This window comes from Luteibacter sp. 22Crub2.1, assembly GCF_900167995.1.
GTDB lineage: Bacteria > Pseudomonadota > Gammaproteobacteria > Xanthomonadales > Rhodanobacteraceae > Luteibacter > Luteibacter mycovicinus.
On sequence record NZ_FUYT01000001.1, the window covers coordinates 225,164 to 242,715 of the forward strand.

The window sequence follows — 17,552 nt, forward strand, 5'->3', positions numbered from 1 at the left end:
CACCATGTGTTGCCGAAGGCCTCGATAGCCAGCCGTTCGGGCGTCGTCTTTTCACACCCTCTTCACGGCGACGCACCGGCTGATCAGGTGGGCATGGCATCACCGTTCATTGAGGCTTGGCAGGCCTTACGCCCCTCAGCATCCTGTCCATCAGCACATTGGCTCCCACCACGATCAACGAACCCACCAGCGTCGCCACCAGCCGGTCCACGAGCGTCCCCGGTTCGAGCGCCCCATCGGCATCCATCGCCAGCAGAATGAGCGGCGTGGCAAAGATGCAGTAAGCAGCGTAATTACCGGAGCGCAGGAGCGGCGCCAGTGTGCCGAAGAGGCAGACGAGCCCAGCGATCACCGCATGGCCCGGCGCGACGTAAAGAACGATGCCGGCGAGCACAACGCCGATGAGCGTTCCGACCGCGCGCTGTGTGATATGGACGGGCACATGCTCCAGCGCGCGCGGAGTGAGCAACGCGATACTCAACACCATCCAGTCGAAATGGTGGCCGGGCCACCGGTCGCGGATGGCGCATGCGGCCGCCAGGCCGAGGCCGAGACGTACGGGATATTGCCAGCCCTGCCACGAACGAAGCATGCGCCCCAGATGGACACGCCGTTGTCTGGACGTCGGCTGACGCTCCGCGGGAACGGCGTCCGAGGAAAGCTCCGCTGGGATTCGTCGATGGCGTGCGATCAATCGAAGTGCGAGACGCCACAAGGCGCCGATTCCGAACATCAACGCCGCTCCGCGACCCTGCGGTCCGTGCCCGGCGATCAGTCCGAGGTTCAGAACCAGAAACACAATGAACCGAATACCGCCCACGGCGGCTGGCCGGCTGTAGTTGACGAGAGTCGCCGCAGGAATCACGAGCGCGATCATGAACACGTCGGCGAAGGGCAGCCGAGCGATACCTGCCGCCGCGGCGACAGCCAGAAGAACAGGTACCAGGGATGCGATCAAGGTGTGCGAATGGCAATCCGCTCGTTCGCCCTGCTCACCCGCCAGCAACATGGCACCGAGGCCGATGACGTAACCCAGTGATGGATGCCCGGCCCAGAAGCCGATAACCACGGGTATCGTGATCGATGCCAGCGAGAAAACGATGCGCCCGCCATCCAGGCGCGTGTCGTCCGACCAGCGAAATGCCTCCGCCAGATGTGACCGCAATAGATCGGGAGCTGGCATATCCGTCGGCATCCTGCGTCGATACGGGCGGCCATGATAAGGGCCGCTACTCCCTTCGCGCCAGCACCCGATCACCTGCCGGCGCTATGCACTTCCGCGATGTAGCCGCCCGGGAACTGCAGCATCGCGGCGCGACGATCCCTTTCCGCATGGATGTCGACCAGGACCTTTACGCCATTGCCGCGCGCACGTGCCAGCGTCGCGTCCAGATCGCCGACCTCGTAGCCCGTGGTTTCCGCGCCATAGGGCCAGTCGAGGTGCCCATCCGTCACCAGCACCGTCGCCTTGCCGTAGCCCGATTCGATACGGATACGACGGAACATGCCACTCTTCCCGCCGATATCCGACACCGGAGCGGCACGCTCGTCCGACACGACCTTGCCATGGGCGAAAGCGACGAACGCCTTGACGAAAGCGTCCGCCGACTGCACCGGCAGATAGATGCGGTTCTCGGGCACGTGCGCCAGTGGGGCGTATTCGGATTTCTTCGTGTGCCAGTAGAGCTGCATGTTCACGCCGCCCGGCCACGTCACCACCGCGTCGCGACCGATGGGATCGTCGAAGGGCGCCACCAGCGTAGCGGCGCCCGCATGGTTGGCCGCCCTGACCGCCTCATCCAGATCGGTCACCAGATAACCCGTGCGCTCCAGCCCGAACGGATACGGCACCGGTGTGCGGAAGCCGAATACGGAGATCGCGCCCACGGGGCTCTTCACCAGCTGAGATGACGTCGACGATGGCGTCGGAGTGACAGTGACCACGGCTTGCGGCGTGGACTGACCGCCGAATGTCGCGGCAAAACTCCGCACGAACGCCTCGACGTCGCCAGGGGCCACATAGACGTGCGTCGTGTCATATTGCGGCCCGACCGAAAAATCCTGCGTCGCGGCGAACGAGGCTGGCGCGACGAGCAGCGCCATGGCGGCAAGAAGAACGTGTGATCGCATGATGGATTCCGGGGCGAGTCGCAGAAGGCACGAAGACCTCATTCTGCGTCCTGCTCCACACACGATTCCAGCATCCCGCTATCGTACGAGGAAGCCGCGCGATTGAATTCGCCAACGTCAGTCGAGGCCCGTTTTACCGGGGGACCAATACGCTTTCGACATGATGCGCGCCCGCGACACACCCAGTGCCTTCAGCGCACGACTGGCGTGCTGGATCGATGTCGCCTTGCCCGTAAGAACAAAGCTGGCCGGTGTGTCGGCCAGCGCGGCGAAGCGGCGCTCTACGGCCGGGAAATGGGCGTCCTCCGGCAAACGCTCGTGAATTTCCACGCCCTCGAGCGCCAGCCGGGCGATGACCTCACCGGCACGGGCTGCGTGACTGAACTCCAGGATGCCGTGCAGTTTCTGATGGGGGAACCGCTGGGCAAGGGCATACACCAGACCCATCGAGGTTTCGTCACCGAATACCACGGGCTCGCCTTGCACACCGCTCAGATCGAGGGATGCACGAGGGCCGAAAACATCGCATGGCGCACCTGGCTTTACACTCCGAAGCCACTGAGCGCCAGGCCCGTCTCCGTGTGCGTAGCCCACAATCCTCGTTCTTCCCGATATCGCATTCCAGTCGACGGGCGTGAAGGTTCGGGCCGTGAACGCGGATCCCATGGCGACCTGCACTTTTTGCCCGGGTGCCCACGCCACGTCTCTGAAGGCGTCGCTCTGCAGCGAAATCAAATGGAATCCGCCCGCAAGGGTCTCGACCGCGGTCACCTGCGCCTGCTTCATGAACATGCGGATCAGCGTCTTCCCGAACCGGCCGGGCTGCCCCGTCATCGCACGAACACCGAATATTCGTTGCCCCGCCCTTCGCTCACCGGGATGGGCTGTGACAGGTAGCCGTGCGTCGGATCGCGCACATAGTCGAGGTAGTCGTTGCCGTGATCGAAGGCGTTCTCCGCCAGTATGACCGCCCCCGATGTCAGATAAGGTTCGAGCAGTTTCAGTATCGGCAGATAGAGGCTGAAGGCGCCATCGAGCAGCACCATGTCGATCGGGCCACCCACGTCCAACAGCGTCTCGCGCGCGTCACCGACCCTGATATCCACGAACTCCGTGAGTCCGGCGGATGCAAGATTCGCACGCGCTCGCGCGGCCTTGGCCGGCTCGATCTCACTGCCCACCAGCTGAGCGCCACCCATGTCGCGCAATGCGGCGGCCAGATAAATGGCCGATACGCCCATCGATGTCCCGAATTCGACGATCCGGGTGGCTCGCCTGGCACGCGCACACTGATAGAGGAAGCGTCCGTATTCAGGCGCCACGTTGAGGAAGTTTTGCGCGTAACCCTGGTAGACGCCGCGCAGGTCGTCTTGCTCCAGCGCGATCTGCTGCGCGAAGAACGCATCGTCGATCTCGACCTCCGCAAACCGCTCCATCAGAGGGCGATCCGCCAGCTCCGCTTCCGCGAAAAGACGTGCCAGCGTGTCAGCGACACGCCCCGTGCTCAAGGTTTCCATGCTGCCGGTTCTCCGGATAAGGGTGAGCTGCTGCCGGAGAGCCCGCCAGCCATCGACGGACAGCCTAGGCCGCGACGAGCTTGCTGCCATTGCGCAAGAACGCCAGAATGTTTGGAATTCCTGCCACCGCTACCCGGACCGGGCTCAGGCCCATCGCATGCCGATCCTTACCGACTCGCCCACGCCCGGCGCCGAGAATGCCGAATGGATCGAACCTGATGACGTTCCCCGGCCCGCCATCACGTTCGGTGTCGTCGCCGAGAACCTGAGCCCGATCGAGACCGATTTTCATCGGCACCGGAAGGCGCAACTCATGATGCTGGTGCGCGGCATCGCCAGTTGCGAAGTCGAGAGCGGCCTCTGGACGGTGCCGCCCCAGCACGCCATCTGGGTACCCGGCGGCGTGCTGCACAACATCACGATCGCCGGCCGACTCGAAGGCTATACGCTCTTCATCGATCCGGCGGTGACGGCGAACATGCCAGCCGAATGCTGCTCCATCACGGTCTCCCCGCTGCTACGCGAGCTGATGATCCGCTCGGCGAGCTTCCCCCTGCTCTATCCCGAGGGCGGGATCGAATCGCACGTCGTAACGCTGCTGCTGGACGAAATCGCGGCGATGCCGACAGGCAACCTCCACCTGCCTATGCCCACGGACGCCCGCTTGCGCAAAATCGCGACCATGATCATGGCCGCGCCCGCCGACCGCGGCACGATGCATAGCTGGGCCACTCGCGTCGGACTCAGCGAACGAACCATGGCCCGCATCCTTCCTCGGGAAACGGGCATGAGCTTTGGCCGCTGGCGCCAGCAGATCCACCTGATGCTGGCCGTCAGGTGGCTTGGCACGGGATCGACCGTTCAGAGCGTCGCGGAGCGGCTCGGCTATGAAAGCGCCGGTAGTTTCGTGACCATGTTCCGCAAGGCGCTGGGAACGTCCCCGGGGCGTTACATGGCTGAGCGCCGGTAACGTTTTGAAACAAGTTTCGCCGCTTCCGACACATACGCAACGCACACGGTGACTAACCTGCTCCCGACGACGAGGCATACCGCCACGTCCCGAGGAGCCGATATGCGATACCTCTACGTAACCGCCTGCCTGATGATTGTCCCGACCTTCGCCATCGCTTCGCCCCAGGAAGCCGGCGGTCGCGCGCAGCAGGCCATGGCCCAGCTGACACAGCGTTTCAACCAGGCGGACAAGGACCGCGATGGCAAGTTGACCCGGGACGAGGCGAAAGCGGGTATGCCGCGCATCGCCGAGCACTTCGACGACATCGACAGCGAGCATCGCGGTTACATCACGCTGGAGCAGATTCAGTCGGCCATCCGCTCCCGCATGGGCAGCTGAAAAGCCGGCGATCTTCCTCCGGCTTGTCGAGACGTTCTATCAGAAGAACTTGTAGTTGAACGACAGCGTCCAGGTCGAGCCCGGCGCGTAATACAGGTCGCTGGAATCGTCGAGCACGAAGTACTTCTTGTTGAGGAGGTTATCGCCGTTGAACTGCACGGATGCGCGGTCGTTGAAGGCGTAGCGGGCCATCGCGCTGACCAGCGTCACTGACGACTGGCGTAGCACGTTCGGCCCGTTGGCACCGTCGACATACGCCTTCGACGGACCCTGCCAGTTCACGCCGCCACCCACGGTGAGCCCGCTCCATGCGTCCGGCAGCGTGTACGAGGTGAACAGTCGAACCAGCGTGCGCGGCAACGAGGGACGCAGCGCACCGCCGTCCGGCGATTTCACGTTGAAGTGCGACCAGCCGAGCGTCGCGTTCCAGTCACGCGACAGCACGCCGGATGCCTCGAACTCATAGCCACGCGACTTCGTACCGTCGACCGACCGGTAGGCCTGGGTGATACCGTCCGGCAGGTAGACGCCCGGAAGCGCGTCGGCAACATGGTCCTGCCGGGTTTCGAAGAAGACCAGCGAGGTATTCAGTGCACCGTCGAAGTGGCGACCCTTGACGCCCACTTCGCGGCTCGTGCCCAGCACGGGCTCGAGGAAGCTGCCGTCTCCCTTGCGGTTGTTCTGCGGATCGAAGATCTGCGTGTAGCTTACGAACGCGGAGTAAGTCGGCGTGATGTCGTAAATCAGGCCGGCGTACGGGATCGTCTTGCTGGCGGTCTCGTGATAGATCCCCGCCGTGCTGTCGTTGGTGTCGTTCTTCCACCTGGCATAGCGGGCACCGATGATCAGCTTCAGGGGGTCGGCCAGCGACAGGCGAGCCGCGGCGTACGCGCCACTCTGCTCAGTCCGGGCGATCGAGACACGGTCCGCGACCGACGAGAAGTCCGGGTACGGGTAGTTGCCCGTCCACTCGAGGAAGTTGCCCACGTCCGGCAGATCGCCATGCGGGTACTCGAAATAGTCGGTACGGTAGTGCGAGTCGGTGACACCCACGACCAGCTCGTGCTCACGGCCAAAGGCGCTGAACGGACCGGACGCATAAAGGTCCAGGTTGTTCTGGCTGCCGCGCTGGAAGCTCTTGTACGCGTACGGCGTGATGCCCTCGCCCGTTTCGCGGTTGGGCCAGCCGTAAACGTAGAACAGCGCGGAGTCCGCATCGGTTTTGCGGTGGCTCGCCATCGCGTGCAGCTGCCAGCCATTGTCGAAGCTGTGCTTGAGGTCGATAAAAGCGGTCTGCGTCGTGTTGTTCCAGTGGGTCCAGTCAGCCGCCGGCGAGAAGCTGCGCGGCCACTTGATGAAGCCGCCTGCATCGTCATACACCGGATACGAACCCCAGGTGACGCCTGTCGGACGTGTCTTCTGCCAGTCATAGCCCACGCTCAGCGTGGTGTTGTCGTCAAGGTCGGCATCGATGACGCCATAGGCCACGTTTTTCTGGGTATGGTAACGATCGAGATACGAGTCGCCGTCTTCATGCGCCGCGACGAAGCGGCCGCGCACGCTGCCGGAGCTGTTCAGCGGGACGGAGGCGTCCACGGTCTCGCGCTGGGTGTTCCAGGAACCGTAGCTGACGCTCACATCGGCTTCGGCCGTACGGCTGTCCGCATGCTTGCGCACGAAGTTGATGTTGGCCGACGGGCTGCCGGCACCGCTCAGCAGACCGGTCGCACCGCGTATCACTTCGACACGCTCATAGATCGAGGTGTCCAGCGACGAGTCGGCCGAGCTGATGTTCAGGCTGGATGCGATCGGCACGCCGTCGTACGACATGTTCTCGATCTGGAAGCCGCGCGACCAGAACACGACGCGCTCGGAATCGTACGCCGTGGACGAGACACCCGTGGTGTTGTCCAGCACGTCGCGCAGGTTGGTCAGGTTCTGGTCCTTGATCCGCTGCTCGGTGATCACGCTGATCGACTGCGGGGTGTCCTGCAGGGTCAGCGGCAGACGCGTGGTCGCGCTGGTCTGGTCCGTCGTGTACACCGAGACGGCCTGGCCCTTCACGTTAACCGTGTCCAGGGTGGTCGTCTTCTTGTCCTTGGCGTCCTTGTCGGCGTCTTCAACGGCCGTTTCGGCGTGGACCATCGCGGGCAGCGCCGCGCTGAGGGCAAGGCAAAGCAAAGTCAGCCGCAGCTGGCTCGATGAACGATGAGACATGGCAAAAACCCCAGGCAAGCAAAACCCATGGAACGGCCGTCTGGCCGTCCCGATTCATGTGACGACTAGGGCTTGCCACAGGGCTGGCTCATCGTTTCGCGGCGAGATATTAACGCAAATCGAACTTATTCGCATCAGCAGAAACTAAGGTTTCTTTGCAAAAGCTACTTAATTGCCGGTCCGAGGAGATCCATCATCCGGCTCACCGAGCCTTCCAGCATGGCTCGCGACGCACCGTCACGCGCCATGATCGACATGCCCAGCAGGAAGCCGTAAAGCGCCATGGCCGTTGCCTGGGCATCGAGCTCCGCGGGAAAGTCGCCTTGTGCGATACCGCGTCTGACGCAGGCGAGCAGCCCCGCCTTATTCCGTTCACGTGCGGCTTTCACCGGCTTGTCGGTGTCGGCGTGCTCCGGCGAGCAGGCGCCCATTGCCCCCAGCGCGATCATGCAGCCGCGCGGGTGGCCGCGCTCGGATTGCATGCGCGCTGAGCGACGCAGCGACTGTTCGATGGCCTCACGTGGCGACAGCGATGCGTCCCAAAGGCATTCCATGACCTGCCCGTGCGTCGCGAGATACAGCTCGACCGCCTCATGGAACAGGCCCTCCTTCGAACCGAAAGCCGCGTAAAGGCTTGGCGACGATATACCGCCGCCGATGCCCGCTTTCAGGTCGTTCAGCGAGGTGGATTCGTACCCACGCTCCCAGAACAGGTGCATCGCCTGCTTTACCGCGGCGTCGCGATTGAAGCCGCGCGGTCGCCCCATCTGAGCCATCGAAAGGTCCTCCGTTGGATGATTTATATACTACTCGATACAGAAGTCCTTGACCACGAGACCGCCACCGCCTACTTTTGTATCGACTGATACACAACTCGATCAATTCAGGAATTCCGGTGGCAAAGCCTTCAGACCCCAAGCTCCCCATAGCCGCGTTACTCGCCCTCGCGATGACCGGCTTCACCTGCATCGTCACGGAGACCCTTCCCGCCGGGCTGCTGCCACAGATCGGCGACGGTCTGGGCATCGATGCTTCCGCGGCCGGACAGACGGTGACGGCCTATGCCGCGGGCTCGTTGATCGCGGCCATTCCCCTGACCGTCGCGACGCAGAACTGGCGGCGGCGCAGCGTGCTCCTCCTGTCGATCGTTGGCTTCCTCGTCTTCAACTCACTTACGGCGTGGTCATCCAGCTTTACGCTGACACTGGTCGCCCGATTCTTCGCCGGTGCCGCGGCCGGTCTCGCATGGAGCCTGCTGGCAGGCTATGCACGACGCATGGTCACCGTCGCCCAGCAAGGCAAGGCGATGGCACTGGCGATGGTGGGTACCCCGATCGCACTGGCGCTGGGCGTGCCGGTCGGAACGTGGCTGGGGGCCGCCATCGGATGGCGCTGGGCCTTCGGCAGCATGTCCGGCCTGACGCTCGTGCTGATCGCGTGGGTGCTACTGAAGGTCCCTGATTACGCTGGGCAACCAGCCAAGTCATCGCACACCCTGCGCGCCGTACTACGCATGCCCGGTGTGCGCCCTGTCCTGGGCGTCGTGCTCACCTGGATGCTCGGACACAACATCCTTTACACGTACATCGCTCCGTTGGCGACACCTTCCGGCCTGCTGGGAGACCTGGACAAGCTGCTTCTCGTCTTCGGCGTAGCGGCATTGGCAGGCATCTACGCGACCGGTCGTACCGTGGACCGGGGTCTGCGGCCTTCCGTTCTTGGCAGTCTCGCCGTCTTCGCCGCGACGTGCCTCGCGCTGGGCTTCGGCATGCGATCGCCCGGTGTGGTATGCGCGGCCGTCGCCGTATGGGGACTGACCTTCGGCGGTGCCGCCACCCTGCTGCAGACCGCCCTCGCCGATGTGGCAGGCGATGCGGCGGATGTCGCCTTGTCGATGAACGTGGTGACCTGGAACAGCGCGATTGCCGGCGGCGGCCTGCTTGGCGGCGTCCTGCTCGATCACTTCGGGGCGGTGTCGTTTCCGTGGGCCACGCTGGTCCTCGCGCTCACCGCACTGTCGATTGCGTTCGCGGCACGGTCTCACGGCTTCCCGCCAGGGGCGCGGCAGTCATCCGGGCCGGTCATCGCGCACTAAGGGCCGTGGCGGCACGGCGGCCCTGCCCGCCCCGCGCACACCGCACTCATCTGTCACGGTAGCGCTCTCCCCGCTTACCTCCCCACGTACGACTTTCGCGAGCGCGGACCAATCCTCGTTACCGAGACCGGCGGACGCGGCTCGCGAAAGGCTTTCACGCACGACGCTCATCGCGGGGAGCTCGAGTGCAGCGGACTCCGCCGCATCCCGCGCAAGATTGACGTCTTTCAGTCCCAGGAAGAGTTTGAAACCCGGTTCGTACGACGCGTGGGCGATATTGCGTGCATAGCGCTGATAGCTCGGACTGGCGAACATCGTCTGCGTCACCACGCCGAGGAAGACTTCCGCCGATAAGCCGTACGCTTCAGTGAGCGCCGTCGCTTCAGCCATGGACTCGATGGCCTGGGTAATCATCAGATTGCCGGCGATCTTCGCAACATGCGCCATACGCTGATCCGCACCGAGACGCCACGTGGTTTTACCCATCACGTCGAACAAGGGCTGGACCGATGCAATCGCTTCGTCCGAGCACCGAGCCTGCGCTTGCCAACCGACAGACGTTTTGCCAAAACCCGCTCCTTCAGGACGTGCTGTGAGAAGCATGGTGCCACACCCTCCGCCCAGATGTTTTCGTCGCCCGGTGAACGACGATCGTCGTCGTGGCGAATCCGGGTACACCACTGACCCTCTTTGAGCTGCCGTTCGACATTCAGCCGATGACCTGCAACCTGCTCGCACTCGCACCCATGATGGATACGGCGGAAACCCGATAGATGGCGGGCCTGCTGGGAGCGACCAGGAAAGACCTTCAGGATTCAGCCGCGGCGAACGCCTCCACCAGATAATCGATAAACACCCGGACGCGCATCGGGATGCGCCGGCCCGCCGCAAAAACGACATGCACGGGTATGCGTGCGGGCTGTAACTCCGGCAGCACCACCTGCACCTCGCCGGACAGCACTTCCTTTGCCAGCAGCCACATCGGTACCTGGGAGATACCAAGCCCACTGAGCACGCCTGCCCGCACGTGTTCGGCATCGCCTGTGACCAGCGACCCGTGCGGCACGTACGCGACGGTTTCCCGTCCTTGTTTCAGGGTCCACGGGCGACGCTCGCGACCACGCGCGAAGACGATACAGCTGTGTTTGTCCAAATCGGACAACCGCTGCGGAACACCGTGTTCGGCGAGATACGTTGGGCTCGCCACGATCACGAATTCCGTTTCGGTCAACAGGTCTGGTTGCCGCACTGCGAGCGCTCGGCGGCGTGATCGGGGATCCCCTGTTCCGGACCCGGCTGGGCAAGGAGTTCGCCTTCGACCAGATCGACGAGGCCATGGCATACGCCCCGTCCGACGGGAGTAAGGCCGTCCTGGTCGCCTGAACCTGCGAGGTGCCCTCTGGAAAAGGCGACGGCGGCCCCCATCTTGGCCGCCAGGAGCCCCCATGAACACCTCAAAGCACACCCTCATCCTTTCCGTAGCCCTTGCAGGCCTCGCCTTGCTGGGCGGCTGCCGAAGCCATCCTTCCGGCGAGGATTCGGTTCAACCGCCCTCCAGGCAGGTGGCCGTCGTGGCGGGCCATCATGCGGCCAAGCCGCCGATGCAGGCAAAGGAAGCGATTTCGGCCGTCGATCTGGCCGGGACCTTTGCCGCGGATCCTGGTGTCGCCGCGAAGCACTTCGCTCATCGACAGCTGGAAATCACGGGTGACGTTCGTAGCGTGGACGCCGACGGCCCGGGTGTTCCCGTATTGACGCTGGCAAGCGGCGGCAGCGCCACCGATCCCAGGATGGTTCTCGGCGCCGACGCGTGGTCGGGCGTTTCGACGCTGAAAGCCGGCACGGCGGTCCGGGTGCTGTGCTCCAGCGTGACGTTCGCCAGCGGCCGCGCTACCGCGGGGGCGTGCACGCTGCTCTGAGCGGTTGAGACGGTAGGATGGCTCCCGGCGCGGAGATAAACTCCACCGATGACCATTCGCCACCTCGTCGTCGTCCTCGGTGACCAGCTCAACCGGGACTCCTCCGCCTTCGATGACTTCGATCCGGCGACCGATCTCGTCTGGATGGCCGAGCGACGCGGCGAATCCGAACACGTGTGGTCGCACAAGGCGCGGAGTGCCCTGTTCATCGCTGCCATGCGGCACTTTGCAGCCGAACTTCAGCGAGAAGGGTTTCCGCTGCGTTACGCGAAGCTCAACGACGCCGGCCCCGACGACCTCACCGCGCTGTTGCAAGAAACCCTCCAGCACCTCAAGCCCGAACGCCTGATCGTCATCCGCCCCGGCGAGCACCGCCTGCGTACAGGCATCCAGTCGGTGGCCGCCGCATGCGGCGTGCAATACGTCGAGCGGCCCGATCGCCACTTCCTCGTCTCGGTCGATGACTTTGCCCAATGGGCCAAAGGCAAGACCGAACTGCGCATGGAAAACTTTTACCGCTGGATGCGCCAGCGGCATGACATCCTGCTCGAGAACGGAAAGCCCGTCGGCGGCAAGTGGAACTACGACGCCGACAACCGGGGCAGCTTCGGTCGGCAAGGACCCGGTTGGGTCCCACGCCCGAGGGCCTTCAAACCGGATGCCATCACCCAGAGCGCCCTCGACGATATCGAGGCCACGCTGCCGGACCATCCCGGTGAACTCGACCGCTTCGACTGGCCGGTCACCCGCGAGCAGGCAGAGGAGGCGCTCGCCGACTTCCTCGACCAACGCCTGCCCGCGTTCGGCCACTGGCAGGATGCAATGTGGACCGGCGAACCGTGGCTTTACCATGCACGTCTGTCGACCTCGATGAATCTGCGCCTGCTGTCGCCCGCCGAGGTGATCGACGCCGCACTCGCCCGCTTCCATCGCGGCGAGGTCAGTCTTTCGTCCATCGAAGGCTTCGTGCGACAAATCCTGGGCTGGCGCGAATACGTGCGCGGCGTTTACTGGCTGTCACCGGAGCGCCTGCTCGCCTCGAACGCGTTGCGTGCCGACGCACCGCTGCCAGCCTTCTACTGGACCGGTGACACCGACATGCACTGCATGAGGGAAACGATCACCCAGACGCTGCAGACAGGCTACGCGCACCACATCCAGCGCCTGATGGTCACCGGCAACTTCGCGCTCCTTCTGGGCGTCGCGCCGGCACAGATCCACGAGTGGTACCTCGCGATCTATGTCGACGCCGTCGAATGGGTGGAAGCGCCCAATACGCTGGGCATGAGTCAGTTCGCCGACGGCGGCCGCATGGTATCCAAGCCGTACGCGGCATCGGGCCGCTACATCGAGCGCATGAGCAACTACTGCACGGATTGCCGCTTCAAGCCGGGCGAAGCGGTCGGCGATAACGCCTGCCCGTTCACGACGCTTTACTGGGATTTCCTCGACCGGCACAAGGCACGCTTCTGGAATCATCCACGCGCGGCTTTGCAGTGGCGCTCACTCGAACGACTGAGCGAAGATCAACGCGAAGCCATCAGGTCCCGTGCGCGGCAGCTGCGGATCGAGTATTCCCCAGAATAGAGCTGACCGCCGCACTCAGCGCACTCAGGCTGAAAGGCTTGGTGATGAGCGTCATGCCGACATCGAGATACTCCCCCTGCGTCGCCGTGGTCGCCGCATAGCCTGTCATGAACAGCACGGGCAATTCCGGCCTCGACTGCCGGGCGATCTCGGCAAGCTGGCGGCCGTTCAGTCCAGGCAGACCCACATCGGTGACCAAAAGGTCCAGAGGACGTGCGGAGGCAAGCAGGGGGAGCGCGGCATCCGCGGACTCCACGGCCTCCACGTCGTAACCTAGCTGCTCCAGCAGCTCGGTGACGAGGGTGCGTACCTGCACATCGTCTTCCACCACGAGGATGCGCTGACCGCCACCTTGCAACACGACAGCGCGACCCTGCTCGGGTGCAACCTCGGTCCCGGTCGCCATCGGCAGATAAAGCCGTACCGTCGTACCCTGACGCAACGCCGACGTGATACGGACATGCCCATGCGACTGCCGGACGAAGCCGTAGATCATCGACATGCCCAACCCCGTGCCCTGTCCGATCGGCTTGGTCGTGAAGAAGGGCTCGAAAACCTTGTCCAGCGTGCCCGCGTCCATGCCGGTGCCGGTATCGGTGACGGACATGACCACGTACACCGTGTCGTCCGACGTGTCGGGAAGCGTTTCGACCGTCGTCCTGACGCACAGCGAACCACCCTCGGGCATCGCATCCCGCGCATTGATCGCCAGATTCAGCAGCGCACTCTCGAGCTGGTTGTGGTCGACCATCGCATGCGGCACATGGCCCAGGTCGATATGCAGCTGCACGCGCTCGCCGAGCGTCCGCGTCAGCAGATCTTCCATCGAGCGCACCAGGACTTCGACATCGACCGGGCGCGGGTCGAGTGACTGACGGCGGGAAAACGCCAGCAACCGCTGCGTGAGCCCCGCGGCCCGCTGAGCCGATGTCGAGGCGATATCGAGGAAACGATCGAGGCCGTCGTAGCGCTTCGCGTCCAGGCGCATGCGCATCAGCTCCATCGCGGCCAGGATGCCGGTGAGCATATTGTTGAAGTCATGCGCGATGCCGCCGGTCAGCTGGCCGACCGCCTCCATCTTCTGCGCCTGCCGCAAGGCCTCTTCGCTGCTCGCGCGCGCGGCCATTTCGGCTTTCAGCTCGGCCGTGCGCTCCGCGACCCGCGACTCGAGCAGAGCCGCCTGCTGCTGCGTGGCTTCGAGTGCGACCTTGCGCACCGTCACATCGGTGGCGAAGATGTGGAATCCGTCGACACGGCCATCGGCATCGAACCGAGGCAGATAACGGATTTCGGCGTCGCGCCGGCGACCGTCACGGCGCGGCCAGTTGAGTTCCATGCGTACGGGACGACCATGCAGCGCACGATCGATCGCTTCGGCTCGCTCGGCCCACGTCACGGGTCCCAGCACATCCGGCATGCGCCGACCGAGGATCTCCTTCACCGGCACGCCGAACCATTCCTCATAAGCGAGGTTGGCGAAGCGGTATACCAGATTCGTATCGACGAACCCGATCAACACGGGGATCGAATCCGCGATCAGACGCAGTTCCGCTTCGCTCTCGGCTTGCAGCGCCTGGCTTTCCTCGAGCCGCACCATCTGATCGCGAATGATGAACTGCTTATGCCGTGCCCGCAGCGCCGAGGTGACGGCGCTGACCAGCGACGTCGCGCTCAGCGGGCGCTCCAGCTCGACGACGTTCAGAGCTTCGTCGGGCAGCGCCGCACGCCTGCCCGGACCCGACGAACGCGGCGCACGAAGCAGCACGAAGGGAATGTCGGACCACGATTCCTGACGGCGCAGTGCCGCGACCAGCGCCGCCGGGTCACCGGCGATCGCTTCCTCCGTGAGCAGCACAGCGCCCACCGAATCGTCGAGGCGCTGCGCGAGGTCTTCGAGGGACGAGGCAATCGCCGATCGATAGCCGTTCTCGCCGATGATGGAAGCCAGGCTCTCCGCGTCGCGTCCGTAAGGCGCCAGCAGCAGGACCGTCTTACTGAAGGGCACTGAACTCATCCAGCAGAGGCGCCGAGCTTCCGACGAATTCTGGCGTACCCGTGAGCACGCCACGGAAATCGGACAGCGGCGCGCTCAGACGCAAGCCCTGACTGTCGATGCGCAACTCGCGAATGGTGTCTTCGTGCGCGCCGCTGCGGTTCTTGATGACCGACAACGCCTTGCGAATACGCCCCTGGGCTTCGAAGAAACGGAACAGGATGACCGTGTCCGCCATGTAGCTGACGTTGAGGTTACCCGTCGACATCGTGCCGACCAGACCGTGCTGGGGATTGATCAGCAAGGTCAGTACGCCGGCCTGATTGAGAAACGAAAGCAGTTCATGCATCTGCAGCATCAGCTGCTTTTCCTGCGGCATCGATGCGAGGTACCCGTTGAGGCTGTCGATGACCAGAACCCGGCAATTCTTGTCCTGCACGGATTCGCGCACACTCCAGGCAAACTCGCCGGGTGAGATTTCCACAGGGTCCATCTGGCGCAGCTCGAGCAGACCGCTTTCGATATGCGGCCGCAGGTCGAAGCCGAGCGCGTCGGCCCGGGTCAGCAACGTCCCGGTACGCTCGTCGAATTCGAAAATGCAGCAATGCTCGCCGCGCTGGCAGGCGGCGGCGACGAATTGCAGGGCGACGTTGGTTTTCCCCGTCCCCGCCGGCCCCGTCAGCAGCGTGCTGGTACCTCGCAGCGGGCCGCCTCCCAGCAGATCGTCGAGTTCGGCTATACCGCTGGGCACGGCGTCGCCGACGAAAGGCCGGTGGTGATCCGAAGCAACCAGCCGGGGATAAATCCGCATACCACCCGTCTCGATAGACAGATCGTGGTAACCCGCGATGAAATCCACACCGCGCAGCTTCTGCACCTGCATGCGTCGACGCGCCGCGCCGAAATCGAGGGTCAGGCGCTCGAGCGAAAGCACCCCGTGGCAAAGGCTGTGCAGGTGCGCATCACGCTCACCACCCTCACCGGTCAGGTCGTCGACCAGGATCACGGTGATGTTGCGTGGCGCGAAAAACTGCTTGAGCGACAGCACCTGACGGCGGTAACGCAGCGCATCCTGGGCCAGCAGGCGAAGTTCGGACAGCGAGTCGAAGACGATGCGGCTCGGGTTGAAGCGTTCGACCTCCGCCTGGATCAGTCGGACCGTGCCGTCGAGTTCCATCTCCCACGGATGCAGGATCGATTGCTGACGACCGTCGCCCAGAACGGCCTCGGCGGAGGCCAGTTCGAAAAGGTCGATGCCATCCAGCGACCAGCCGTGCGAGGCCGCTACTTCAGTCAGTTCGTCCGTGGTTTCCGAGAGGGTGACATAAAGACAGCGCTCGCCGTTCCGCACGCCCTCGCGGAGAAACTGCAGGGCAAGGGTCGTCTTGCCGGAGCCCGGCTGGCCTTCCAGCAGGTAGACGCGGTCGACGGGCAACCCGCCCTTGAGGATCGTGTCCAGCCCGGCGGTACCGGTCGTCATACGGGGAAGAGGCATGGGGGAACCAGGTCGGGACGGACGGGGGTCCGCAGCCTGGGCGGCGCACCTGTTCAGAGGCCATGGTAACCGAATTCCCCACTTTCTCGACGGCAAATGCGGCAGCCGAATAATCGACACGTCTTCACATTTGTGTGTGATCGACCCGAACCGATGGTGAAGACGTTTTCGCGTCGCGCTAACCGCGACGCGCGACCGATCCTGCGACGGCAGAGGTGACCAGGTCGTCGAAGACAACCTCTCGCTCGGGCCAGCGCAGGGCGCCGAGTCGCGTCTGGAAGTCCATGCCCCGCAGCCGCTCCTGAAACCGCCGACCGACCGAATAGTCTATGCAGTAGACGTTCTTTCGCGCTCCCAGTGGTTCGTCAAAGGAGGCGCCGCCGAAGAGGTCCGGACCACCCTTGCCGAACGCGGCGCGATCGACCGGATACGGCCAGCGCCAGTAGTGACCGATCACGACCGGCACATCGTCGGCGTATTCGTTCCACCAGGCGACGCGCTCGACCATGCGCCATTTTCCGCTGCTGTAAAACGGCGCGGTACCTACACGCTCGACTCCGGAGGTCAGCACCCGGATGGGGTTGGCCATCTGGCGCGTCTCGTCCATGACCGCCGTGTTGGGCAACATGGGCATCAGGGCGTTCGGATCATGCATGAGTTCGCCGAACGCCAACCGCTCGTCACGGGCACCGACGAATGCACCGTCGGCTTCCAGTTTCGCTTCGAGTTCCTCTTCCCACTGGTCGAACATGGCGGTGGTGCCAGTGACGGAAGCCGCCCGCACCCTCCCGACCGAGTCCGCGTGCCAGCAGGCGTGCACCACGCGAAGTCCAGGTCCCTCGAGGGCCAGCGGCAGTGCTTCCAGGAAAGCGAGATACCGTGAACGCATGGTCGGGTCGACAGCCGAGGACGTGTGAAACTTCCCCTCCGCACGATCGTGGTCGTGCTCGAAGAACCATCCGTTGCCCTCTCTGATGGCGCCGCAGAGAATGTTCAGTTCGTGGTTTCCGAGCACGCACTGCGCGTGTCCGCTCTCCACCAGCCCGATGACCAGGTCGAGCACGGCGGGGCTGTCGGGACCGCGGTCGCAGAGGTCGCCGACAAAGACCAGCCGACGCCCCTCGGGGTGCGTGCCGTCCGGACCATAGCCAAGCCGGTGCAGCAGATCCCTCAGCGCGTCGATCTCACCGTGGACGTCGCCGATCAGGTCAAGCGGGCCGTCGAAAAGTGCTGCAATGCGCGTCATGG

At 64.1% G+C, this 17,552-nt stretch carries 16 protein-coding genes; 5 read left to right on the plus strand and 11 right to left on the minus strand.

Annotated features, from left to right (window positions below; all coding sequences use genetic code 11):
* Positions 1–106: 106 nt before the first annotated feature.
* The 4 genes from B5X73_RS00965 to B5X73_RS00980 form a co-directional block, all read right to left on the minus strand.
* Positions 107–1,195 carry an FUSC family protein gene (locus tag B5X73_RS00965; protein ID WP_079520096.1) on the minus strand — a complete coding sequence of 363 codons (1,089 nt, stop codon included), beginning with the start codon at positions 1,193–1,195 and terminating at the stop codon, positions 107–109.
* Positions 1,196–1,254: 59 nt separating this feature from the next.
* Positions 1,255–2,130: a glyoxalase gene (locus B5X73_RS00970; RefSeq protein WP_079520098.1), complete on the minus strand. Its 876-nt coding sequence runs from the start codon at positions 2,128–2,130 to the stop codon at positions 1,255–1,257.
* Between the two features lie 117 nt (positions 2,131–2,247).
* Positions 2,248–2,922: a siderophore-interacting protein gene (locus B5X73_RS00975; RefSeq protein WP_176167674.1), complete on the minus strand. Its 675-nt coding sequence runs from the start codon at positions 2,920–2,922 to the stop codon at positions 2,248–2,250.
* Between the two features lie 38 nt (positions 2,923–2,960).
* Complete coding sequence (locus tag B5X73_RS00980; protein ID WP_079520102.1) at positions 2,961–3,647, minus strand: O-methyltransferase; 687 nt, start codon at positions 3,645–3,647, stop codon at positions 2,961–2,963.
* On the opposite strand from B5X73_RS00980, the gene B5X73_RS00985 reads away from it, so the two are divergent.
* Positions 3,631–4,617, plus strand: coding sequence for an AraC family transcriptional regulator (locus tag B5X73_RS00985; protein WP_254857189.1), 987 nt, complete (start codon positions 3,631–3,633; stop codon positions 4,615–4,617). The genes B5X73_RS00980 and B5X73_RS00985 overlap by 17 nt on opposite strands.
* Positions 4,618–4,719: 102 nt before the next feature.
* On the plus strand, positions 4,720–4,998 hold the full coding sequence (locus B5X73_RS00990) for an EF-hand domain-containing protein (RefSeq protein WP_176167675.1): 279 nt from the start codon (positions 4,720–4,722) through the stop codon (positions 4,996–4,998).
* Between the two features lie 39 nt (positions 4,999–5,037).
* On the opposite strand, the gene B5X73_RS00995 is transcribed toward B5X73_RS00990, so the two are convergent.
* Complete coding sequence (locus tag B5X73_RS00995; protein WP_079520106.1) at positions 5,038–7,215, minus strand: TonB-dependent siderophore receptor; 2,178 nt, start codon at positions 7,213–7,215, stop codon at positions 5,038–5,040.
* Positions 7,216–7,379: 164 nt separating this feature from the next.
* Positions 7,380–7,991, minus strand: coding sequence for a TetR/AcrR family transcriptional regulator (locus B5X73_RS01000; RefSeq protein ID WP_079520108.1), 612 nt, complete (start codon positions 7,989–7,991; stop codon positions 7,380–7,382).
* 119 nt (positions 7,992–8,110) lie between these two features.
* Here B5X73_RS01000 and B5X73_RS01005 point away from each other — a divergent pair, with 119 nt between their 5' ends.
* The gene (locus tag B5X73_RS01005) at positions 8,111–9,310 is read left to right on the plus strand and encodes an MFS transporter (RefSeq protein ID WP_303048744.1); all 1,200 of its coding nucleotides are present in this window, start codon (positions 8,111–8,113) and stop codon (positions 9,308–9,310) included.
* Here B5X73_RS01005 and B5X73_RS21160 read toward each other — a convergent pair.
* The gene (locus B5X73_RS21160) at positions 9,284–9,757 is read right to left on the minus strand and encodes an NAD-binding protein (protein WP_217699713.1); all 474 of its coding nucleotides are present in this window, start codon (positions 9,755–9,757) and stop codon (positions 9,284–9,286) included. The genes B5X73_RS01005 and B5X73_RS21160 overlap by 27 nt on opposite strands.
* A gap of 361 nt (positions 9,758–10,118) precedes the next feature.
* Positions 10,119–10,541, minus strand: coding sequence for a substrate binding domain-containing protein (locus B5X73_RS01015; protein WP_254857190.1), 423 nt, complete (start codon positions 10,539–10,541; stop codon positions 10,119–10,121).
* Positions 10,542–10,755: 214 nt separating this feature from the next.
* On the opposite strand from B5X73_RS01015, the gene B5X73_RS01020 reads away from it, so the two are divergent.
* Both B5X73_RS01020 and B5X73_RS01025 read left to right on the plus strand, forming a co-directional pair.
* Positions 10,756–11,229 carry a hypothetical protein gene (locus B5X73_RS01020; RefSeq protein WP_079520114.1) on the plus strand — a complete coding sequence of 158 codons (474 nt, stop codon included), beginning with the start codon at positions 10,756–10,758 and terminating at the stop codon, positions 11,227–11,229.
* A gap of 48 nt (positions 11,230–11,277) precedes the next feature.
* Complete coding sequence (locus B5X73_RS01025) at positions 11,278–12,816, plus strand: cryptochrome/photolyase family protein (protein ID WP_079520116.1); 1,539 nt, start codon at positions 11,278–11,280, stop codon at positions 12,814–12,816.
* Here the strand turns inward: B5X73_RS01025 and B5X73_RS01030 are convergent.
* The 3 genes from B5X73_RS01030 to B5X73_RS01040 all read right to left on the minus strand — a co-directional run bounded on the left by B5X73_RS01030 (position 12,770) and on the right by B5X73_RS01040 (position 17,550).
* On the minus strand, positions 12,770–14,821 hold the full coding sequence (locus B5X73_RS01030) for a hybrid sensor histidine kinase/response regulator (RefSeq protein WP_254857191.1): 2,052 nt from the start codon (positions 14,819–14,821) through the stop codon (positions 12,770–12,772). The genes B5X73_RS01025 and B5X73_RS01030 overlap by 47 nt on opposite strands.
* On the minus strand, positions 14,808–16,304 hold the full coding sequence (locus B5X73_RS01035; RefSeq protein WP_079520120.1) for an ATPase domain-containing protein: 1,497 nt from the start codon (positions 16,302–16,304) through the stop codon (positions 14,808–14,810). The genes B5X73_RS01030 and B5X73_RS01035 overlap by 14 nt, the downstream gene beginning before the upstream one ends.
* A 178-nt stretch (positions 16,305–16,482) precedes the next feature.
* Complete coding sequence (locus B5X73_RS01040; protein WP_079520122.1) at positions 16,483–17,550, minus strand: metallophosphoesterase; 1,068 nt, start codon at positions 17,548–17,550, stop codon at positions 16,483–16,485.
* Positions 17,551–17,552 lie beyond the last annotated feature (2 nt).

Bases quoted from the DNA above. Each gene is read 5' to 3' on its own strand.
- B5X73_RS01035 (WP_079520120.1), bottom strand. From the start codon at position 16,304: ATGCCTCTTCCCCGTATGACGACCGGTACCGCCGGGCTGGACACGATC.
- B5X73_RS01000 (WP_079520108.1), bottom strand. From the start codon at position 7,991: ATGGCTCAGATGGGGCGACCGCGCGGCTTCAATCGCGACGCCGCGGTA.
- B5X73_RS00965 (WP_079520096.1), bottom strand. From the start codon at position 1,195: ATGCCGACGGATATGCCAGCTCCCGATCTATTGCGGTCACATCTGGCG.
- B5X73_RS00990 (WP_176167675.1), top strand. From the start codon at position 4,720: ATGCGATACCTCTACGTAACCGCCTGCCTGATGATTGTCCCGACCTTC.
- B5X73_RS01025 (WP_079520116.1), top strand. From the start codon at position 11,278: ATGACCATTCGCCACCTCGTCGTCGTCCTCGGTGACCAGCTCAACCGG.
- B5X73_RS00980 (WP_079520102.1), bottom strand. From the start codon at position 3,647: ATGGAAACCTTGAGCACGGGGCGTGTCGCTGACACGCTGGCACGTCTT.
- B5X73_RS01040 (WP_079520122.1), bottom strand. From the start codon at position 17,550: ATGACGCGCATTGCAGCACTTTTCGACGGCCCGCTTGACCTGATCGGC.
- B5X73_RS00975 (WP_176167674.1), bottom strand. From the start codon at position 2,922: ATGTTCATGAAGCAGGCGCAGGTGACCGCGGTCGAGACCCTTGCGGGC.
- B5X73_RS01020 (WP_079520114.1), top strand. From the start codon at position 10,756: ATGAACACCTCAAAGCACACCCTCATCCTTTCCGTAGCCCTTGCAGGC.
- B5X73_RS00995 (WP_079520106.1), bottom strand. From the start codon at position 7,215: ATGTCTCATCGTTCATCGAGCCAGCTGCGGCTGACTTTGCTTTGCCTT.
- B5X73_RS00970 (WP_079520098.1), bottom strand. From the start codon at position 2,130: ATGCGATCACACGTTCTTCTTGCCGCCATGGCGCTGCTCGTCGCGCCA.
- B5X73_RS21160 (WP_217699713.1), bottom strand. From the start codon at position 9,757: ATGGCGCATGTTGCGAAGATCGCCGGCAATCTGATGATTACCCAGGCC.